This is a genomic window from Janthinobacterium sp. GW822-FHT07A03 (genome assembly GCF_058798815.1).
On record NZ_JBXAKW010000012.1, the window covers coordinates 88,381 to 105,624 of the forward strand.

General features: G+C 61.6%; 14 protein-coding genes. 10 read left to right on the forward strand and 4 right to left on the reverse strand.

Annotated elements, in window-relative coordinates:
• Window positions 1–156: 156 nt before the first annotated feature.
• Both hemE and AC1RJW_RS27035 read left to right on the forward strand, forming a co-directional pair.
• Complete coding sequence (gene hemE / locus AC1RJW_RS27030; protein ID WP_070312001.1) at window positions 157–1,242, forward strand: uroporphyrinogen decarboxylase; 1,086 nt, start codon at window positions 157–159, stop codon at window positions 1,240–1,242.
• An 842-nt stretch (window positions 1,243–2,084) separates the two neighbouring features.
• Window positions 2,085–4,139, forward strand: a complete 2,055-nt coding sequence (locus AC1RJW_RS27035) for a primosomal protein N' (RefSeq protein ID WP_493047642.1) — start codon at window positions 2,085–2,087, stop codon at window positions 4,137–4,139.
• 1 nt (window position 4,140) lies between these two features.
• Here AC1RJW_RS27035 and AC1RJW_RS27040 read toward each other — a convergent pair whose 3' ends face one another.
• Window positions 4,141–5,031: an ArgP/LysG family DNA-binding transcriptional regulator gene (locus AC1RJW_RS27040; RefSeq protein WP_493047643.1), complete on the reverse strand. Its 891-nt coding sequence runs from the start codon at window positions 5,029–5,031 to the stop codon at window positions 4,141–4,143.
• Between the two features lie 129 nt (window positions 5,032–5,160).
• On the opposite strand from AC1RJW_RS27040, the gene AC1RJW_RS27045 reads away from it, so the two are divergent.
• Together AC1RJW_RS27045 and AC1RJW_RS27050 are read left to right on the forward strand one after the other, a co-directional pair.
• Window positions 5,161–6,609 (forward strand): dihydrolipoyl dehydrogenase, encoded by a 1,449-nt coding sequence (locus AC1RJW_RS27045; protein WP_493047644.1) that lies wholly within the window; start codon window positions 5,161–5,163, stop codon window positions 6,607–6,609.
• A gap of 164 nt (window positions 6,610–6,773) precedes the next feature.
• Entirely contained in the window at window positions 6,774–7,895 is a 1,122-nt protein-coding gene (locus AC1RJW_RS27050) for an HD-GYP domain-containing protein (protein WP_493047645.1), read from the forward strand.
• Between the two features lie 32 nt (window positions 7,896–7,927).
• On the opposite strand, the gene AC1RJW_RS27055 is transcribed toward AC1RJW_RS27050, so the two are convergent.
• Window positions 7,928–8,413, reverse strand: coding sequence for an SRPBCC family protein (locus tag AC1RJW_RS27055; protein WP_099666092.1), 486 nt, complete (start codon window positions 8,411–8,413; stop codon window positions 7,928–7,930).
• Window positions 8,414–8,622: 209 nt separating this feature from the next.
• Here AC1RJW_RS27055 and AC1RJW_RS27060 point away from each other — a divergent pair, with 209 nt between their 5' ends.
• On the forward strand, window positions 8,623–10,683 hold the full coding sequence (locus tag AC1RJW_RS27060) for a UvrD-helicase domain-containing protein (RefSeq protein WP_077398209.1): 2,061 nt from the start codon (window positions 8,623–8,625) through the stop codon (window positions 10,681–10,683).
• A gap of 7 nt (window positions 10,684–10,690) precedes the next feature.
• Here AC1RJW_RS27060 and AC1RJW_RS27065 read toward each other — a convergent pair whose 3' ends face one another.
• A complete protein-coding gene (locus AC1RJW_RS27065; protein ID WP_493047646.1) occupies window positions 10,691–11,047 on the reverse strand; it encodes an addiction module antidote protein in 357 nt (118 codons plus the stop codon).
• Complete coding sequence (locus AC1RJW_RS27070) at window positions 11,044–11,424, reverse strand: type II toxin-antitoxin system RelE/ParE family toxin (RefSeq protein WP_493047647.1); 381 nt, start codon at window positions 11,422–11,424, stop codon at window positions 11,044–11,046. Before AC1RJW_RS27070 ends, AC1RJW_RS27065 begins: the two co-directional genes overlap by 4 nt.
• A gap of 160 nt (window positions 11,425–11,584) precedes the next feature.
• Here AC1RJW_RS27070 and AC1RJW_RS27075 point away from each other — a divergent pair, with 160 nt between their 5' ends.
• From AC1RJW_RS27075 to AC1RJW_RS27095, 5 genes are all read left to right on the forward strand, one after another.
• On the forward strand, window positions 11,585–11,803 hold the full coding sequence (locus tag AC1RJW_RS27075) for a SlyX family protein (RefSeq protein WP_034753936.1): 219 nt from the start codon (window positions 11,585–11,587) through the stop codon (window positions 11,801–11,803).
• Between the two features lie 154 nt (window positions 11,804–11,957).
• The gene (locus tag AC1RJW_RS27080) at window positions 11,958–14,105 is read left to right on the forward strand and encodes a M3 family metallopeptidase (protein WP_493047648.1); all 2,148 of its coding nucleotides are present in this window, start codon (window positions 11,958–11,960) and stop codon (window positions 14,103–14,105) included.
• Window positions 14,106–14,332: 227 nt separating this feature from the next.
• A complete protein-coding gene (locus AC1RJW_RS27085) occupies window positions 14,333–16,477 on the forward strand; it encodes a M3 family metallopeptidase (protein ID WP_493047649.1) in 2,145 nt (714 codons plus the stop codon).
• Window positions 16,478–16,586: 109 nt separating this feature from the next.
• Window positions 16,587–16,799 (forward strand): VF530 family protein, encoded by a 213-nt coding sequence (locus AC1RJW_RS27090; RefSeq protein WP_071326083.1) that lies wholly within the window; start codon window positions 16,587–16,589, stop codon window positions 16,797–16,799.
• A gap of 11 nt (window positions 16,800–16,810) precedes the next feature.
• Window positions 16,811–17,089, forward strand: a complete 279-nt coding sequence (locus AC1RJW_RS27095; RefSeq protein ID WP_493047650.1) for a DUF4404 family protein — start codon at window positions 16,811–16,813, stop codon at window positions 17,087–17,089.
• The last annotated feature ends 155 nt before the right edge of the window (window positions 17,090–17,244 follow it).

Here is a 17,244-nt window from a genome sequence, read left to right on the forward strand (position 1 = left end):
GTCAGGCAGCGCGGCGGCGTGCATCATCATAATGGAAGGGCAGGCACAACGAAAGTCATCGCTGTGCGTGGCAAATGCTGCAAAGCGGCACCGGAATCAATGAAATGGCGGCGATTGGATGCGATAATACCGCTTCTCCAAGCTCGATTGCCTTCCATGCCACAATTTGCTCCGCTCCAGAATGATACTTTCCTGCGCGCCCTGCTGCGCCAGCCGACCGAGCACACCCCTGTCTGGCTGATGCGCCAGGCGGGCCGCTACCTGCCCGAATACCGCGCCACGCGCGAGCGGGCCGGCTCCTTCCTGGGCTTGGCAAAGAATCCCGATTACGCGACGGAAGTCACCTTGCAGCCCCTGGAGCGTTTCCCGCTCGACGCGGCCATCCTGTTTTCCGACATCCTGACGGTGCCTGACGCCATGGGCCTGGGCCTGTATTTCGCCGATGGCGAAGGCCCCAAGTTCGAGCGCCCGCTGCGCACGGAGCAGGACGTGAAGGCATTGCAAGTGCCGGACCTGGCGTCGCTCGACTACGTTTTCAAGGCCGTCACGCAAATCCGCACGGAACTCAATGGCCGTGTGCCGCTGATCGGTTTTTCCGGCAGCCCGTGGACCCTGGCGTGCTACATGGTGGAAGGCGGCGGCTCGAAAGAGTTCCACACCATCAAGAAGATGCTGTACAACCGCCCGGACCTGATGCATCACATTCTGGCGATCAACGCCACCTCCGTGGCGCAGTACCTGAATGCGCAAATCGATGCCGGCGCGCAAGCCGTGATGATTTTCGATTCCTGGGGCGGTGCGCTGGCCGATGGCGCCTACCAGGAGTTCTCGCTGGCCTACATGCAGCAAGTGGTGGCGCAGCTGAAACGCGACAAGGATGGCGTCAAGATTCCCGCCATCGTGTTTACCAAGGGCGGCGGCCAGTGGATCGAGCAGATCGCCGACATCGGCGCCGATGCCGTGGGCCTGGACTGGACCGTCAACCTGACGCGCGCGCGCCAGCTGGTGGGCCATAAAGTGGGCTTGCAGGGCAATCTCGACCCCGCCATCCTGTTTGCCAGCCCCGAGCAGATCCGCGCCGAAGTGGCAAAAGTGCTCAACGCCTTCGGTGCGCCGTCGGCCGGCACGGGCCACGTGTTCAACCTGGGCCATGGCATTTCCCAGTTCACGCCGCCGGAATCCGTGGCAGCGATGGTGGAAGCCGTGCACAGCATGAGCCGCGCCATGCGCAGCGGCCAGTAAGTATTCGTTTTCCCCTGGCGCAGGGGCAGAAAAGGCAGGCTTTCCAGCGGAAGCCTGCCTTTTTCTTTGCTGCGCCTTAGCAAGAAATACCGACTTATGCACAATTTTTTTTGCTGCGGAAATAAGAGGCAGTGTCAAAGCCATGCCCGGGGATGCTTTGCAAGTGCTTGATTATTAAGAGATAAAAAATGCCTTGTTGGGCGGACTTTGTTGCTATTGATAAGGTTATTCTTTCGTTCGCTTGCCTTATTCCTTCATTGTCCACAAAGTTATCAACAGATTCTGTGGATAAAATTGAAAAGTATTTTGTTAACCGATACTTAGCGACGATGTTCAGGTTTCACCTGAAGTGCATGTTGCAGTGCATGATAATTGAACAATGTTTCGCCGTCCCTCAGGTAAAACCGAACGCTTGCCCGGCAATTGTCAATTTTGCCGCATGCGGCCCGTGTTTTTCCGCATAGGGCGCATCAAAACGGTGCGGATTGCTGTATAAAAAAATCATAAATGGTTCAGTTATGCACAGCGGCGGAAATGCCCCACGGATTTATCGCTTCCCGGGCATCAATTTTTAAGCCATTGATTTTAAATGGTTAATTTTTCTTGCGTGCCGCTCTTGACGGCGATCGAAATTTTCTATCCACATTTTTCTGAAAGTTAATTTTGCTTTGTCCACAAAGTTATCCACAGAATTTTCTTCTGGCACGATGACACGCCGTGCTGCCTGCCGTTAGGCGTTTGAGGGGCGAAACAAGTATCATGGCCCGCTGGCTTGATGCCGGACATCCCGCCGCGCCATCGACCCTGCGGCGCGCTTTTTTATTGAGATAGGCCATACCTCCATGCCGCAGTGCATTTTGACGTCGTGCATCCTGAAAATCGCACTCGACACGCCCCTGAACGCCCTGTTCGACTACCGCTGGAACGGGGCGGCGGCGGACGGCGTCGCGGACGCGCTGCTGCCGCAAGTGGGACAGCTGGCGCTGGTGCCGTTCGGCCGGCGCGAAGTGATGGGGCTGATCGTCGGCGTATCCGACAGCACGGACGTGCCCGCCACGAAGTTGAAGGAGGTGCTGGCCGTGCGCAGCCAGCTGGCGCCTTTGTCGGAGCAGTGGCTGGCGCTGGCCGCCTTTGCCGCCGATTACTACCAGCGCCCGCTCGGTGAAGTGGCCTTGCCCGGTTTACCGAAGAACTTGCGCGTGCTCACCACCGTGGCGCTCGACCGCGCCATCAAGAAGCTGGGCAAGCTGGCCGACGCGCATGACGGCACGCCGCTGAACATGCCGGCGCTCAATGCTGCCCAGCAAGAAGCTGCGGACGCCATCGGCGGCGCCCAGGGTTTCAAGCCAACCCTGCTGTACGGCGTGACGGGCAGCGGCAAGACGGAAGTGTATCTGCAAGCCTGCGCCCAGGTGCTGGCGCGCGAGGACGATGCGCAAATCCTGATTCTGGTGCCGGAAATCAATCTCACGCCCCAGCTGGAAGGCAATATCCGCGCGCGTTTTCCCGGCGTCATGCTGGCCACCCTGCACAGCAGCCTGTCCGAAGGCGAGCGCATGCTGCACTGGCTGGCCGCCCACCAGGGCCAGGCGCGCATCGTGCTCGGCACGCGGCTGGCCATCCTGGCGTCCTTGCCGAAATTGAAACTGATCGTCATCGACGAAGAGCACGATCCTTCCTACAAGCAGCAGGAAGGCTTGCGCTATTCCGCGCGCGACCTGGCCGTGTGGCGCGCCTGGCAATTGCAGATTCCCATCGTGCTGGGCTCGGCCACGCCGTCGCTGGAAAGCTGGCACCATGCACAGACGGGGCGCTACCGCAAGCTGGAATTGCGCGAACGGGCCGTCAAGAATGCGGTGTTGCCGCGCGTCAAGATTTTGGACATGGAGCGCGACAAGCCGAAAGATGGCCTGACTTCGCATCTGGTAGCCGCTTTAAAATTGCGCATGGAGCGGGGCGAGCAGTCGCTGCTGTTCCTGAACCGGCGCGGCTATTCGCCCGTCATCTGCTGCGAATCGTGCGGCTGGATCAGCAATTGCACGCGCTGTACCTCGTTCATGGTGCTGCACAAGCCCGAGCACCGCTTGCGCTGCCACCATTGCAGCCTGGAATTGCGCATTCCCCGCCATTGCCCCACCTGCGGCAACGTCGACCTGCAGCCGCTGGGACGGGGCACGCAGCGCGTGGAAGAGGGCTTGCAGCAATTGTTTCCAGAGGCGCGCATCTTGCGCATCGACGCCGATTCCACGCGCAAGAAGGGCAGCGCGCAGGAAGCGTTCGACACCGTGCACCGGGGTGAAGTCGATATCCTGATCGGCACGCAGATGGTGGCCAAGGGCCACGATTTCAAAAAACTGACTTTAGTGGGCATTCTGAATCCGGACACGGCCCTGTTTTCCCAGGATTACCGGGCCAGCGAACGGCTGTTCGCGCAATTGATGCAGGTGGCGGGCCGGGCCGGTCGCGCCGCGCAGACGGAAGGGGGCAGCGTCAGTGAAGTACTGATCCAGACGCGCTATGCGCGCCATCCGCTGTACGACGCCGTCGTCAACCACGATTACGACCATTTCGCCACGACCCTGCTGGAAGAGCGGGCCCAGGCGGCGCTGCCGCCGTATCTGTTCCAGGCCCTGCTGCGCGCGGAAGCGCCCGAGCTGGCGACGGCCATCGAATTCCTGCAGGCGGCGAAAGAGTGCATGGAACACCCGCAGGTGACCATCAATGACCCGATTCCCATGAGCATGACGCGCGTGTACAACGTGGACCGCGCCCAGCTGCTGCTGGAATCGCCCTCGCGGCCGGCCTTGCAGGCGTTTTTGAAGGAATGGTTAGCGGAGTTGCGCGCCATGAAGACGCGCGTGAAATGGTCGCTGGAAGTGGACCCGCTCGATATTTGAATTACTGCAGGTAATCGCGCGCCGATTTGACGATCTGTTCCGACAGTAGCTTGGTAAACGGCGTGTCCAGGGTCCACGCGTGCCAGCTCAGCGGTACGTCCAGGGTGCTGCCCGGCAGCAGATCGACGAGACGGTCCGTCGCCAGCGCCTGTGCGGCCAGGCGCTGCGGCATCAGGCCGTAGGCCAGGCCGTCCTGGACGCAGCCGCGGCGCGCCGCTTCCACGGGTAAGGTGTGGTGCGGAAACGGTTCGCGCAGGCTCAATTGTTCAGCGAGGAAACGTGCCAGCAAGCCGTGCTGGCCCACCACGGCCGGCGCCAGTTGCACGGCCTCGGCAATAAAGCCATCGCCGAACCAGTGGCCCGCAAACACGGGCGTGGCCACGCAGACATAGCGCAAGGTGCCCAGCGGGGTGACGCTGGTGGCGGCGGCCGCGTCGATCGCCGTGCCGGACTCGGCCGCCACACAGCCGAACACGGAGCCGTCGCGCACCATCTGCAGGGCGCTGTCGCTGTCGGCCAGGCGCACGTCGAGCTGGCAGCGCGGCGGCGCCAGCAGGGCGGACAAGGTGTCGGGAAACCACGTGGCCAGGCTGTCGGCATCGATGGCGATGGCGATTTCCGGCATGCTGACGCTGTTGCCCAGGTCGATGTCGAGCGATGCTTCCATCAGCTTGACGTTGCGGTGATGCACGATCAATCGCTGGCCCAGGCCCGTCGGCACGGCCGGCTGGCCACGGATGATCAGCAAGCGCCCGCTGGCGTCTTCCAGCGCCTTGATGCGCTGCGAGACGGCCGACTGGGTGATGCCCAGCGCCAGGGCGGCCTTGTCGAAACTGCCATGGCTGGCCACGGCGTCCAGCACGGCCAGCGCGCGATAATCGAGTGATCCCATTAGCTCAGCTTATAAATTTTGAAAATGATTAGTTATACTAATGCATATATTGCTGCAAAGTAAAACCTTATTTTCAGCAAACGGGTAGTATCGAACGCTGTGAGCAACCTCAGTGGGATGGACAGCACGATGAAAACGATACGAGTGGATGTGGCCGTGATCGGCAGCGGTACGGCCGGCATGACGGCGCACAAGGCGGCGCGCATGCAGGGCAAGCGCGTGCTGATGATCGAAAGCGGGCCGTACGGCACGACCTGCGCGCGCGTGGGCTGCATGCCCAGCAAGCTCCTGATCGCGGCGGCCGAGGCGGCCCATGCGGTGGCCGCCGCACCCGCGTTTGGCGTGCATCCCGGACCCGTGCGCATCGACGGCCGGCAAGTCATGGCCAGGGTGCGCAGCGAGCGCGACCGTTTTGTCGGTTTCGTGCTCGACGGTGTCAACGCCATCCCCGACGAGGAAAAACTGCGCGGCCATGCGCGTTTTATTTCCCCCGGTACATTGCAGGTGGATGAGCATACCTTGGTGGAAGCTGCCAGCGTGGTGATCGCCACCGGTTCCACGCCCATCGTGCCGCCCGAGTGGCAGGCGGCGGGAGAGCGCGTCATTACCAGCGACGCCGTGTTCGAGTGGACGGACTTGCCAACGTCCGTCGCCGTGGTCGGCAGCGGCGTCATCGGTCTGGAACTGGGCCAGGCGCTGGCGCGGCTGGGCGTGCGCGTGACGGTGTTTGCGCGTGGCAATAAGGTCGCGCAGCTGACGGACCCGCTGGTGCTGCGGGAGGCCGATGCCGTGCTGGCGCGCGAACTCGATATCCGTTTCATGACCCAGGTCGCGCACATGGCAAAAACGCCGGATGGCGGCGGCATCCTGCTCACCAGCCGCGATGACGCGGGCGTGGAAAAAACCGAGCAGTTCGAGTATGTGCTGGCCGCCATCGGCCGCCGTCCCAATGTGGACAAGATCGGCCTGGAGACGGCGCAAATCGAGCTCGACCGTAACGGCATCCCCCTGCATGACCCGCACACCATGCAGTGCGGCAACAGTGCCATCTTCATCGCGGGCGATGCCGACAACGCCTTGCCGCTGCTGCCCGAAGCGGCCGACGAGGGCCGCATCGCGGGCGAGAACGCGGCCCGCTATCCCGAGGTCAAACCTGGCTTGCGCCGCACACCGCTGGCGATCGCCTTCACGGAACCGCAGATCGCCACCCTGGGCGCCACCTACCAGCAATTGTGCGTGAGCCACGCGGGCCGCTTTGCCGTCGGTGCCGTGTCGTTCGGCAACCAGGGCCGCAGCCGCGTCATGCTGCAAAACCAGGGTTTGCTGCGCGTGTATGCGGAATTCGGCAGCAAGCGCTTTCTTGGCGCCGAGCTGATCGGTCCACGGGCGGAACACCTGGGCCACTTGCTGGCGTGGGCATGCCAGGCCCAACTGACGGTGCCCGCCATGCTCGACATGCCGTTCTACCACCCCGTCATCGAGGAAGGCGTGCGCACGGCCTTGCGCGAGCTGGCGCTGCACCTGGAAAAAGATCCGGAACACGCGCCCGGCTGCGCCGATTGCTCGCCTGGCGTGTGATGCAATTTTGATATTTACACAATTTTGTAGACAAGCGCACATGATTGCGCGATCATCGCTGCCACATTGAAATATTGATTAAAAGCAAAAAACATTTCAATTGGTACTCGCCGCTGATGCCACGATGGTAAAAACAAGCGGGTGCAGGCGATGATGGAGACGATGTGAAAATTCGGCGCATTTACGCGGGAGAACTCGCCCTGGGCGTGGCCCTGCCCTGGGACGTGCATGGCGAAACGGGCGGCTTGCTGGCCAGGCTGGGCCATGTCATCAGCAGCGAAAACCAGATCGCATTGCTGCTGGCGCGCGGCGTCATTGCCGATACCAGCGCCGACGTGCCGCGCACGGCCACGGAAGCGCCGTCGGCCCTGCGCATGCTGAACCTCGTCACGGCGGGCCTGGCCCTTGTCTTGCCGGCCGTTGCCGCCAGACAGGCGGGCAGCCACCTGTCCCTGGTGCCGCTGGCACAGCTGGTGGAAGAGGCCGTTGTCCTGGACGCCGACGTGGCGCTGGCCTGCATCCTGCACAACCAGGGCGCGGGCGACTTTGCCGTCCGCCACAGCGTCGACACGGCCGTCATCGCGGCCCTGCTGGCGCGCGCCCTGAAACTCGACGACGCCGTCGTGCGCAGCGTGGTGCTGGCCGCGCTGAGCATGAACGTGGGCATGCTGGAACGCCATGCGGATTTCCAGCACAAGGCGGGCCCGCTGGACGCGCAGGAGCGCGCCTATTTGCGTGCCCATCCGCAAGCGGGCGTCGACTTGCTGCGCGCGGCGGGCGTGACGGACGCCGTCTGGCTGCAGGCCGTGCTGCAGCACCATGAAAATATCGATGGCAGCGGCTATCCGCTGGGCACGCAAGGCGAGGCGATCGGCATCGGCGCGCGGCTGATCATGCTGGCCGACCGCTATTGCGCGCGCGTCTCGAAGCGCAGCTACCGCCAGCCCCTGCTGCCGAACGTGGCCCTGCGCGAAATGTTGATGGCCGACAAGGCCACGCTGGATGCGCCGCTGGCATCCCTGCTGGTGCGCGAGCTGGGCATCTACCCCGTCGGCACCTTCGTCAAATTACTCAATGGGGAAATCGGCGTCGTCACGCGCAAGGGCCTGAATGCCACCACGCCGCACGTGCAGTCGCTGATCGGCCCCCGCGGCGCGCGCCTGGACGTGCCGCTGCGGCGCGACACGCGCGTGGACTTGCACGCCATCCGCGAAGTGCTCAGCGCGGAGCAGGCGGGACTGCAATTTCGCCCCGACCAGCTATGGGGCCGCAGCGCAAGAGTGTAGAGCGTCTTCCAGACACTCTCTACGTCAAGAGCTTAATTCAGCAGACCGGCATCCAGCCGTCCCTCGAGCGCCAGTTCGCGCATGATGCGCACCGTATCGATGTCGGACTCCTTGTAGGCGGAGCGGCGGAAGTCGTCGTACAGGGCGTTGGCCGCATCGGTGGCCGCGTCGTGGCCGTCGTCGTACTGGAAGCGCACCCACAGGCTCGCTTCGTCGGGCATCTCGATGGTCATCACCAGCGAGGAGGCGCTGATGTCCTTTTGCGCCGGTACTTCGTAACGCACCTGCAGTTGCGGCACCAGCACCACCTTGTCGTTGATGACCAGCTCGCCATAGCGCAGGCTGCGCGCGAAACCGGCATCGCTGCGCTCGCTGATCTGGCATTCATCCAGGTGCGGCACGAACAGTTTCGGCGACTCGGCGCGCAAGACCAGGCCGCGCCAGACCTGTTCCAGGGTCAGGGTGTCGATCAGCGGGTTCAAGGGATCGTTGATTTCAATCAAGTGTTCAAATTTCATGGGACTGCCATTCGGTAAGTGGGCGCGCGCGGGCGATATAGGCGGAATGGTACTCCAGGCGTGGCCGTGCCGCACGCATTGCATGGGTCAAGGTGGCGCCATATGGCGATATATCAATGCCGTTGCCTGTTTTTCAGGCATGCTCCGTCGTGCAAATGGCGGGCGCGACGCTGTTACAATGGGCTGCTGTTCCCTGCGGAAATACCCTGATGTCCAAAGCACCACAGTTCGGTCTGAATGCGCCCCAAAGCGAAGCGGTAACCTACCTCGACGGCCCTTGCCTGGTGCTGGCGGGCGCCGGTTCGGGCAAGACGCGCGTGATCACGCAAAAGATCGCCCATCTGATCGAAGACCGAGGCTATGACCCGCGCACCATCGCCGCGCTGACCTTCACCAACAAGGCGGCGCTGGAGATGCAGGAACGCATCGCCAAGCTCTTGAAGCAGCCGCGCCAGGCCAAGCAGTTGACGGTGTCGACCTTCCACTCGCTGGGCGTGAAAATCCTGCGCCAGGAAGCCAACGGCGTGGGGCTGAAGGACCGCTTTTCCATCATGGATAGCGACGATTGTTTTTCCCTCGTGCAAGACCTCGCCATTACCACCGATAAACAGGTGATACGCGGCATCCAGAATGCCATGTCCTTGTGGAAAAATGGCCTGATCGATCCGGACATGGCGCTGGCGCAAGCCAAGGATGAAGATGAAGCGAACGCGGCGCGCATCTACCGCAGCTATGTGGCAACGCTCTCCGCCTACCAGGCCGTCGATTTCGACGATCTGATCCGTTTACCGGTGGAACTGTTCCGCAACAACGGCCCCGTGCGCGACAAGTGGCAGCGCCGTTTGCGCTACCTGCTCGTCGACGAGTACCAGGATACGAATACGTGTCAGTACGAACTGGTGAAACTGATGGTGACGGGCATCGGCAAGAAGCCGATGTTTACGGCCGTGGGCGACGACGACCAGGCGATCTATGCGTGGCGCGGCGCCACGGTGGAAAATTTAAAAACGCTGGAGACGGATTTCCCCGATTTGCGCGTGATCAAGCTCGAACAGAATTACCGCTCCACCATGCGCGTGCTCAATGCGGCCAATGCCGTCATCGGCAACAATCCCAAGCTGTTTGAAAAGTCGCTGTGGTCCGAGCACGGCCTGGGCGAGCCGATCAAGGTGCTGGGCATGCAGACGGACGAGCAGGAGGCGGAACAGGTCGCCATCATGATTTCGGCCGACCATTTTGAACGCAAGAACAAGTTTTCCGACTACGCGATTCTGTACCGGGGCAACCACCAGGCGCGCATCATCGAGCAGTGTCTGCGCAAGGAGCGCATCCCGTACACGATTTCGGGCGGCCAGAGTTTCTTCGACAAGGCCGAAATCAAGGACATCATCAGCTACCTGCGTTTGCTGGCCAACGAGGACGACGACCCGGCCTTCATTCGCGCCGTGACGACGCCGCGCCGCGGCGTGGGACAGTCGACCCTGGAAGTGCTGGGCGCGTTTTCGGGGCAGTGGCAGTGCTCGCTGTTCCAGGCCGTGTTCAAGGGCGGCATCGAGGCCAAGCTGACGGACCGCCAGCTGGGTCCCCTGCGCGATTTCTGCAACTTCATCAACGATCTGGAATCGCGCGCCAGCCGCCCCGGTGCGGCCGGCAGCGGCGACAATGCGGCCGAAGTGCTGGACGACATGATGAAGGAAATCCACTACGAATCGTATTTGTACGATGCTTTCGAGGAACGGCAGGCGCAAAGCAAGTGGCAGAACGTGCTGGAGTTCGTCAACTGGCTGAAGGAACGGGGCCGGGGCGGCAAGGACCGCGATGGCGAAGAAAAGAACGTGCTGGAACTGACGCAGATGGTGGCCCTGATGACCATGCTCGAAGGCAAGGACGAGGAGCAGGACGCCGTGCGCATGTCCACCCTGCACGCGTCGAAAGGGCTCGAGTTTCCGCACGTGTTTCTCGTTGGCGTGGAAGAGGGCATCTTGCCGCACAAGGGCGACGCGGACGCGCCGGCCGAAACCATCGCCGCGCGCATCCAGGAAGAGCGACGGCTGATGTATGTGGGCATTACGCGGGCCCAGCGCACCTTGCACGTTACCTGGTGCAAGAAGCGCAAGCGGGCCGGCGAGCAAGTCCATTGCGACCCGTCGCGCTTCATCAAGGAAATGCAGCTCGACGTGGGCGACGCCGTGCCGACGGAAGCGGAAGTGATTTCGCCGAAAGAGCGTCTGGCGCGCATGAAGGCGCTGCTGGCCGCGCCGAAAGTGTAAGCGGCGTTCAGGCCTCCACGGCGCCGTCGGGCGTGGCTTTCGGCACGATGGCCAGCTGCATGCCCAGCGCATCGAGCATCTTCAAAATGGTTTCAAAGCGCGGCTTGCTGCCTTCGCGCAAGGCTTTATACGCGCCCTCGCGCGTGATGTCGGCCCGGGCCGCCACCTTGCCCATGCCGTAGGCGCGTACCACGTCGTTCATGGCGGACTGGAACAGTTCCGCGTTGCCGGTGGCGACGATTTCGCTCATGTAGGCAGCCACGGCGGCCTTGCTGGTCAGGTGTTGCGTTGTATCAAATTTGCTCAGGCCTAAGGCTTCCAGGTCGTCGAGGTCGAAGGTGTCATGGTCGATATGGTGGTTCATTTCTTTCGTGCTCCTGTCGATGGGCTTGCCGCCGCTTTCCGCATGGCTGCCTGCCGGGCTTTCAGTTCGCTGAGGATCGCTTGCGCCAGCTTGATGTCGCGTTGCTGGTTCGATTTGTTGCCACCCAACAGCAGCAAGATCAGGGTGCCCCGATTCGTTTCATGAAAATACACGCGCCAGCCCGGCCCCGTCTGTAAAAAACGCAGTTCGCACACGCCTTCGCCCACTGGCCGCCAGTCGCCACCGTGCTGTAAGTGCTTGATGCGCGCATCAATGGCGGCGGCCGCCACATCGTGCAGGGAATCTTCCCAGCGCCGGTATTCGGCCGTCTTGCGCGTATCGATCAGTACTGGTTCGGGTGGCGTTGGCGTGTTCATTGTAATCGGTTGTTCTCATTCGTCAAGCGGTTTGATTCAGCCATACGGAGAGAATAGGCAGAAATCGGCACCGCCTCGGGAAGAATGCCGCTTGTTTGTCCTGGCTCACGCCGCTGCGGCGGTAGAATGCCGCTTTCAGTCAGGAATCACCGAGAGCACCATGGACAATGCAGAACAGATGGAAGTACGTTTCGTCGATATCGAAATCAAGCTGGCGCAGCAGGAAGACCTGGTCGAGTCGCTGAACCAGATGGTGTACCAGCAGGGCAAGCGCATCGACCAGCTGGAAGCGATGCTGCACAAGCTGGGCGAGCATGTGCGCGACGGGGCGCAGCAGGCAAATGGCGGGCTGGTCAACGAGCGTCCGCCGCATTACTAAATCGGCATCGTAGCGCGGGGCGCATGAAAACCGTTCATCACCGGCGGGCGCGCTACCATCGGTAGTTGCTGGTGACGCAAGTGTTTCAGGCTGTTATTATTTCAGGCTGGCCCGCGACACAATCGCGGCTCTCTTGCGTTCCTTGAAAGAAGACATGACCCGTCCTACAATGCTCGTCATCGCCGCCAGCCTGATGCTGGCGCCAGCCGCCGCCGCTTTTGCCGCCACCGCCGCTACCGCCGCTACCGCCGCCTTGCCCGCCTCGAATCCGTTTGCGCAGGCGAGCAGCCTGCCATTCAACTATCCGCCGTTCGACAAGGTGCAGGACGCCGATTACGCGCCCGCCTTTACGGCAGGCATGGCCGCCAACTTGGCGGAAATCAACGCGATTGCGAATAACAAGAAACCGGCCACGTTCGACAACACCATCGTCGCCATGGAACGCTCGGGCCAACTGCTGAGCCGCGTGCGCACCGTGTTTTCCGTGATGTCCGGTTCCAACACGAATGACACGATCCAGGGCCTGGAACGCGAGCTGGCGCCGAAGATGGCGGCCCACAGCGACGCGATCATGCTCAACGACAAGCTCTTCAAGCGCATCGACAGCCTGTACGCCAAGCGCGACAAGCTGGGTCTGGATGCGGAATCGAAACGCCTGCTGGAACGCTACCACACTGATTTTGTCCGCGCCGGCGCCAAGCTGTCGGCGCTTGATAAGGAAAAGCTGCGCGCCTACAACGGCCAGCTGGCTGCCCTGTCGACCAAGTTCGCGCAAAATGTGCTGAAGGAATTGAACGCTTCGGCCGTCGTCGTCGACACGCGCGAAGAACTGGACGGTTTGTCGCCGGCCGCCATCGAAGTGGCTGCGGGCCTGGCCAAGAAGCGCGGCCTGGATGGCAAATACGTGATTGCCCTCGTCAACACGACGGGCCAGGCGCCGCTGTCGCTGCTGACGAATCGCGCCGTGCGCGAACGCATCATGGCCGCCTCGCAAGCGCGCGGCAGCCGTGGCGGCGAGTTCGACAACACCCAGGAAGTACTGGAACTGGCGAAACTGCGCGCCGAGCGTGCCGCGCTGATGGGCTACCCGAACTACGCTGCCTACTCGCTGGAAGACCAGACGGCGCATGACACCACCGCCGTGAACGCCCTGCTGGGCGAGCTGGCAAAGCCGGCCGTCGTCAATGCGCGTCGTGAAGCGGACGATATCCAGAAGGTCATCGATGCGGGCAAGGGCGGCTTCAAGGTGGGCGCCGCCGACTGGGCTTTCTATAGCGACAAGGTGCGTGCCGAACGCTACAACTTTGACGAGAATCAACTCAAACCGTACTTTGAAATGCACAGCGTGCTGACCAAGGGCGTGTTCTTTGCCGCTGGCAAGTTGTATGGTTTGACCTTCAAGCAGCGCACGGACTTGCCCGTCTACACGGCCGACATGCTGGTGTACGACGTCTTCAATGAAGACGGCACCCAGCTGGCCATCTTTACGCTCGATCCTTACGCGCGCAGCAACAAGCGCGGCGGCGCCTGGGCGAATGCCTACGTGGGCCAGTCGAGCTTGCTGAACCGCAAGCCGGTGATCGCGAATAACCTCAACATTCCAAAGCCGGAAGCGGGCCAGCCGACCCTGATGACGTTTGACGAAGTCAACACCATGTTCCACGAATTCGGCCATGCGCTGCACGGCATGTTTTCGAACGTGAAATACCCGCGCTTCGCCGGCACCAGCGTGCCGCGCGACTTCGTCGAATACCCGTCGCAAGTCAATGAAATGTGGGCGCTGTGGCCGGAAGTGCTGCAAAACTACGCCAAGCACTACCAGACGGGCGCGGCCATTCCAGCCGAACTGCTGGCCAAGGTGACGGCGGCCGACAATTTCAACCAGGGCTACAAGACCACGGAATACCTGGCGTCGGCCCTGCTGGACCAGCGCTGGCACCAGCTGACCCCGGCACAGATCCCCACCGACGTGCTGGCGTTTGAAAAAACCGCCTTGACGGACGCGGGCGTCGATTTCGCCCCGGCGCCGCCGCGCTACCGCACCACGTATTTCTCGCACGCGTTCGCGGGCGGCTATTCGGCCGGCTACTACGCGTATCTGTGGTCGGAAAAGCTCGATGCCGACACGGTCGAGTGGTTCAAGGAAAACGGCGGCCTGACGCGCAAGAACGGCGACTGGTTCAGAGCCAAGTTGCTGTCGCGCGGCGGCAGCGCCGATGCGCTCGACATCTACCGCAACTTCCGCGGCCGCGATGCGAAGATCGAGCCGCTGCTGGAACGCCGTGGCTTGAACGGCAAGTAATCGGGTGATTCCGGCGTCAAGGCCGGGTCAATGAAAAAATGGCTGCCAAGCAATTGGCGGCCATTTTTATTTGGCGATTTTGACAGTAAACCGTGGTAAACCGCGCATTTTGCGTGCTGCACCACAGGATCGCCCATGTTGGATGACGCCCGTGTGACAGGCTGCTATGATCTGCCACTGGCCCGCGACGCGATCGCGGTTCTTCCCCGCGCTTCCTGAAAGATGTCATGATCCGTCCACAACTGCTCGTCATCGCCGCCAGCGTCATGCTGGCCCACGCCGCCCCATCCGCCATGGCCGCCGCCGCTGCACCTGCCGCCGCCGTCAGCGCCCAGAACCCCCTGCTCAAAGTGAGTCCGCTGCCGTTCCAGATGCCGCAGTTCGGCCTGATCAAGGATGGTCACTATGCACCGGCGTTTGCCGAAGGCATGAAACGCCAGCTGGCCGAAGTCAATGCCATCGCCAACAACCGCCAGCCGGCCACGTTCGAGAACACCATCGTGGCCCTCGAGCGCACGGGACAGCTGCTGCACCGCGTGCAGAGCATCTTCAGCAACATGACGTCGACCAATACCAATGCCGTGCTGGAAGCGGTGGAAGTGGACGTGTCGCCGAAACTGGCCGCGCATGGCGATGCCATCACCCTGAACCCGAAACTGTTCGCCCGCATCGACACCCTGTATGCCAAGCGCGACAAGCTGGGCCTCGATGCCGAATCCCTGCGCCTGCTCGAACGCTATCACACGGATTTCGTGCGCGCCGGCGCCAAGCTGTCCGATGCGGACAAGGAAAAACTGAAAGCCTATAACGCTGAGCAGGCGGGCCTGGAAACGGCCTTCGCGCAAAACGTGCTGAAGGAAACGAATGCCAAGAGCATCGTCGTCGACACGCGCGCCGAACTGGCCGGCATGACGGACAGCGATATCGATACGGCCGCCACGGCCGCCAAGGAACGGGGCTTGACGGGCAAGTTCGTCATCGCCCTCGTGAACACCAGCGGCCAGCCGCCGCTGGCTGTATTGACGGATCGCAAGACACGCCAGCGTTTGATGGATGCCTCGCTGAACCGGGGCAGCCAGGGCGGCGAGTTCGACAACCGCGCCATCGTGCTGAAGCTGGCCAAACTGCGCGCCGAACGGGCGACTTTGCTCGGTTACGCTAACTACGCCGCGTACTCGCTGGAAGACCAGACGGCCAAGACCACGACGGCCGTCAACACCCTGCTGTCGGAACTGGCAAAGCCGGCCGTCGCGAATGCGCGCCGCGAAGCGGCCGACCTGCAGCAAGTGGTCGATGCGGAAAAGGGCGGTTTCCAGGTGGCAGCGGCCGACTGGGCCATCTACACGGACAAGCTGCGCAAGCAGCGTTTCAATTTCGATGAAAACGAGCTGAAACCGTACCTGGAATTGAACAGCGTGCTGAACAATGGCGTCTTCTTTGCCGCGAACAAGTTGTACGGCATCAGTTTCAAGGAGCGCAAGGACTTGCCGGTGTACAACCCGGATGTGCGCGTCTACGACGTTCTGGATGCCAACGGCAAGCCGCTGGCCCTGTTCATCGCCGATTTCTATGCGCGCGGCAATAAGCATGGCGGCGCGTGGATGAATGAATATGTGTCGCAATCATCGCTGATGGGCACGCATCCCGTCGTCGCCAATCAATTGAACATTCCGAAGCCGCCCGTCGGCCAGCCGACCTTGCTGACGTTCGATGAAGTGACGACCATGTTCCACGAATTCGGCCATGCGCTGCACGGCATGTTCTCGAACGTGAAATACCCGCGCTTTGCCGGCACCAGCGTGCCGAGCGACTTCGTCGAGTATCCATCGCAAGTCAATGAAATGTGGGCCGTCTGGCCGGAAGTGCTGCAAAACTACGCCAAGCACTACCAGAGCGGCGCGGCCATGCCGCAGGAATTGCTCGACAAGGTCACGGCGGCGAAGAAATTCAACCAGGGCTTCATGACGACGGAATATCTGTCGGCGGCCCTGCTGGACCAGCGCTGGCACCAGCTGGCGCCGAGCCAGATCCCGACGGACGTGCTGGCCTTTGAAGCGGCATCGTTGAAAGACGCTGGTGTCGATTACGCGCCCGTGCCGCCGCGCTACCGCACCAGCTACTTCTCGCACAGCTTCTCGGGCGGCTACTCGGCGGCGTATTACGCCTACCTGTGGTCGGAAAAGCTGGACGCGGAGTCGGTCAACTGGTTCAAGGAAAACGGCGGCTTGACGCGCAAGAATGGCGACTGGTTCCGCAGCAAATTGCTGTCGCGCGGCGGCAGCGTCGATGCGCTGCAGCTGTTCCGCGACTTCCGCGGCCGCGATGCCACCGTGGAACCGTTGCTGGAACGCCGCGGCTTGAACGCCAAGTAAGACGTCCTCATCAGAAGCTTGCGTTGCGTTGACCTGGCGCACGCAAGCTTTCTGTGCCGGCGGCGTAGAATTGAGTAAGATGTAAACAAGAAGGCAGTCGAAAGAGTATATGAGTCAGCAAGATTTGAATGGCATTACCCTGGAAGGTATCGTGACGCGCCTGCACGCCCACTACGGCTGGGACGGCTTGGCCAAGCACATCGATATCAATTGCTTCATCAGCGATCCCAGCATCAAGTCGAGCCTGAAGTTTTTGCGCAAGACCCCGTGGGCCAGGAGCAAGGTGGAACAGCTGTACCTGGACACGCAATTTACTGACTGACAGGAAAAAACATGGATAGCAAACTCAAGGAATCGCTGCAACAGCTGCATTCGACACTCGCAACCAGTGGTCCCGTCGATGAAGAACTGCATGGTTTGCTGCAAAAACTCGATGTCGACATCAAGTTGCTGATGGAAAAGCGCGCCGCCGAGGAACAGGAAGAAGAGTCGACCACCTATGGCCTGGCCGAGCGCAGCCAGGAATTGTCGGCCAAGTTTGCCGTCAAGCATCCGAAACTGGAGCCGGCGTTGCGCGAACTGGGTGAGATTCTTGCCAATATGGGGATTTGATGCACCTCTGAAAACCTACTGCGCAGCCCACTGCCGGGCATCCGTTGCTCACCGTACCTTCGTACGGCTCCGCTACTCAACCCGGCATTGAGCTTGCTCGCTACGGTTTTGAGAGGCGCCGAGACGATGTTGATGCAATGATAAAAACTGCTCCT

Bases quoted from the DNA above. Each gene is read 5' to 3' on its own strand.
- AC1RJW_RS27075 (WP_034753936.1), top strand. From the start codon at position 11,585: ATGGACAATGCAGAACAGATGGAAGTACGTTTCGTCGATATCGAAATC.
- AC1RJW_RS27070 (WP_493047647.1), bottom strand. From the start codon at position 11,424: ATGAACACGCCAACGCCACCCGAACCAGTACTGATCGATACGCGCAAG.
- AC1RJW_RS27085 (WP_493047649.1), top strand. From the start codon at position 14,333: ATGATCCGTCCACAACTGCTCGTCATCGCCGCCAGCGTCATGCTGGCC.
- AC1RJW_RS27080 (WP_493047648.1), top strand. From the start codon at position 11,958: ATGACCCGTCCTACAATGCTCGTCATCGCCGCCAGCCTGATGCTGGCG.
- hemE (WP_070312001.1), top strand. From the start codon at position 157: ATGCCACAATTTGCTCCGCTCCAGAATGATACTTTCCTGCGCGCCCTG.
- AC1RJW_RS27055 (WP_099666092.1), bottom strand. From the start codon at position 8,413: ATGAAATTTGAACACTTGATTGAAATCAACGATCCCTTGAACCCGCTG.
- AC1RJW_RS27060 (WP_077398209.1), top strand. From the start codon at position 8,623: ATGTCCAAAGCACCACAGTTCGGTCTGAATGCGCCCCAAAGCGAAGCG.
- AC1RJW_RS27095 (WP_493047650.1), top strand. From the start codon at position 16,811: ATGGATAGCAAACTCAAGGAATCGCTGCAACAGCTGCATTCGACACTC.
- AC1RJW_RS27035 (WP_493047642.1), top strand. From the start codon at position 2,085: ATGCCGCAGTGCATTTTGACGTCGTGCATCCTGAAAATCGCACTCGAC.
- AC1RJW_RS27045 (WP_493047644.1), top strand. From the start codon at position 5,161: ATGAAAACGATACGAGTGGATGTGGCCGTGATCGGCAGCGGTACGGCC.
- AC1RJW_RS27090 (WP_071326083.1), top strand. From the start codon at position 16,587: ATGAGTCAGCAAGATTTGAATGGCATTACCCTGGAAGGTATCGTGACG.
- AC1RJW_RS27040 (WP_493047643.1), bottom strand. From the start codon at position 5,031: ATGGGATCACTCGATTATCGCGCGCTGGCCGTGCTGGACGCCGTGGCC.
- AC1RJW_RS27065 (WP_493047646.1), bottom strand. From the start codon at position 11,047: ATGAACCACCATATCGACCATGACACCTTCGACCTCGACGACCTGGAA.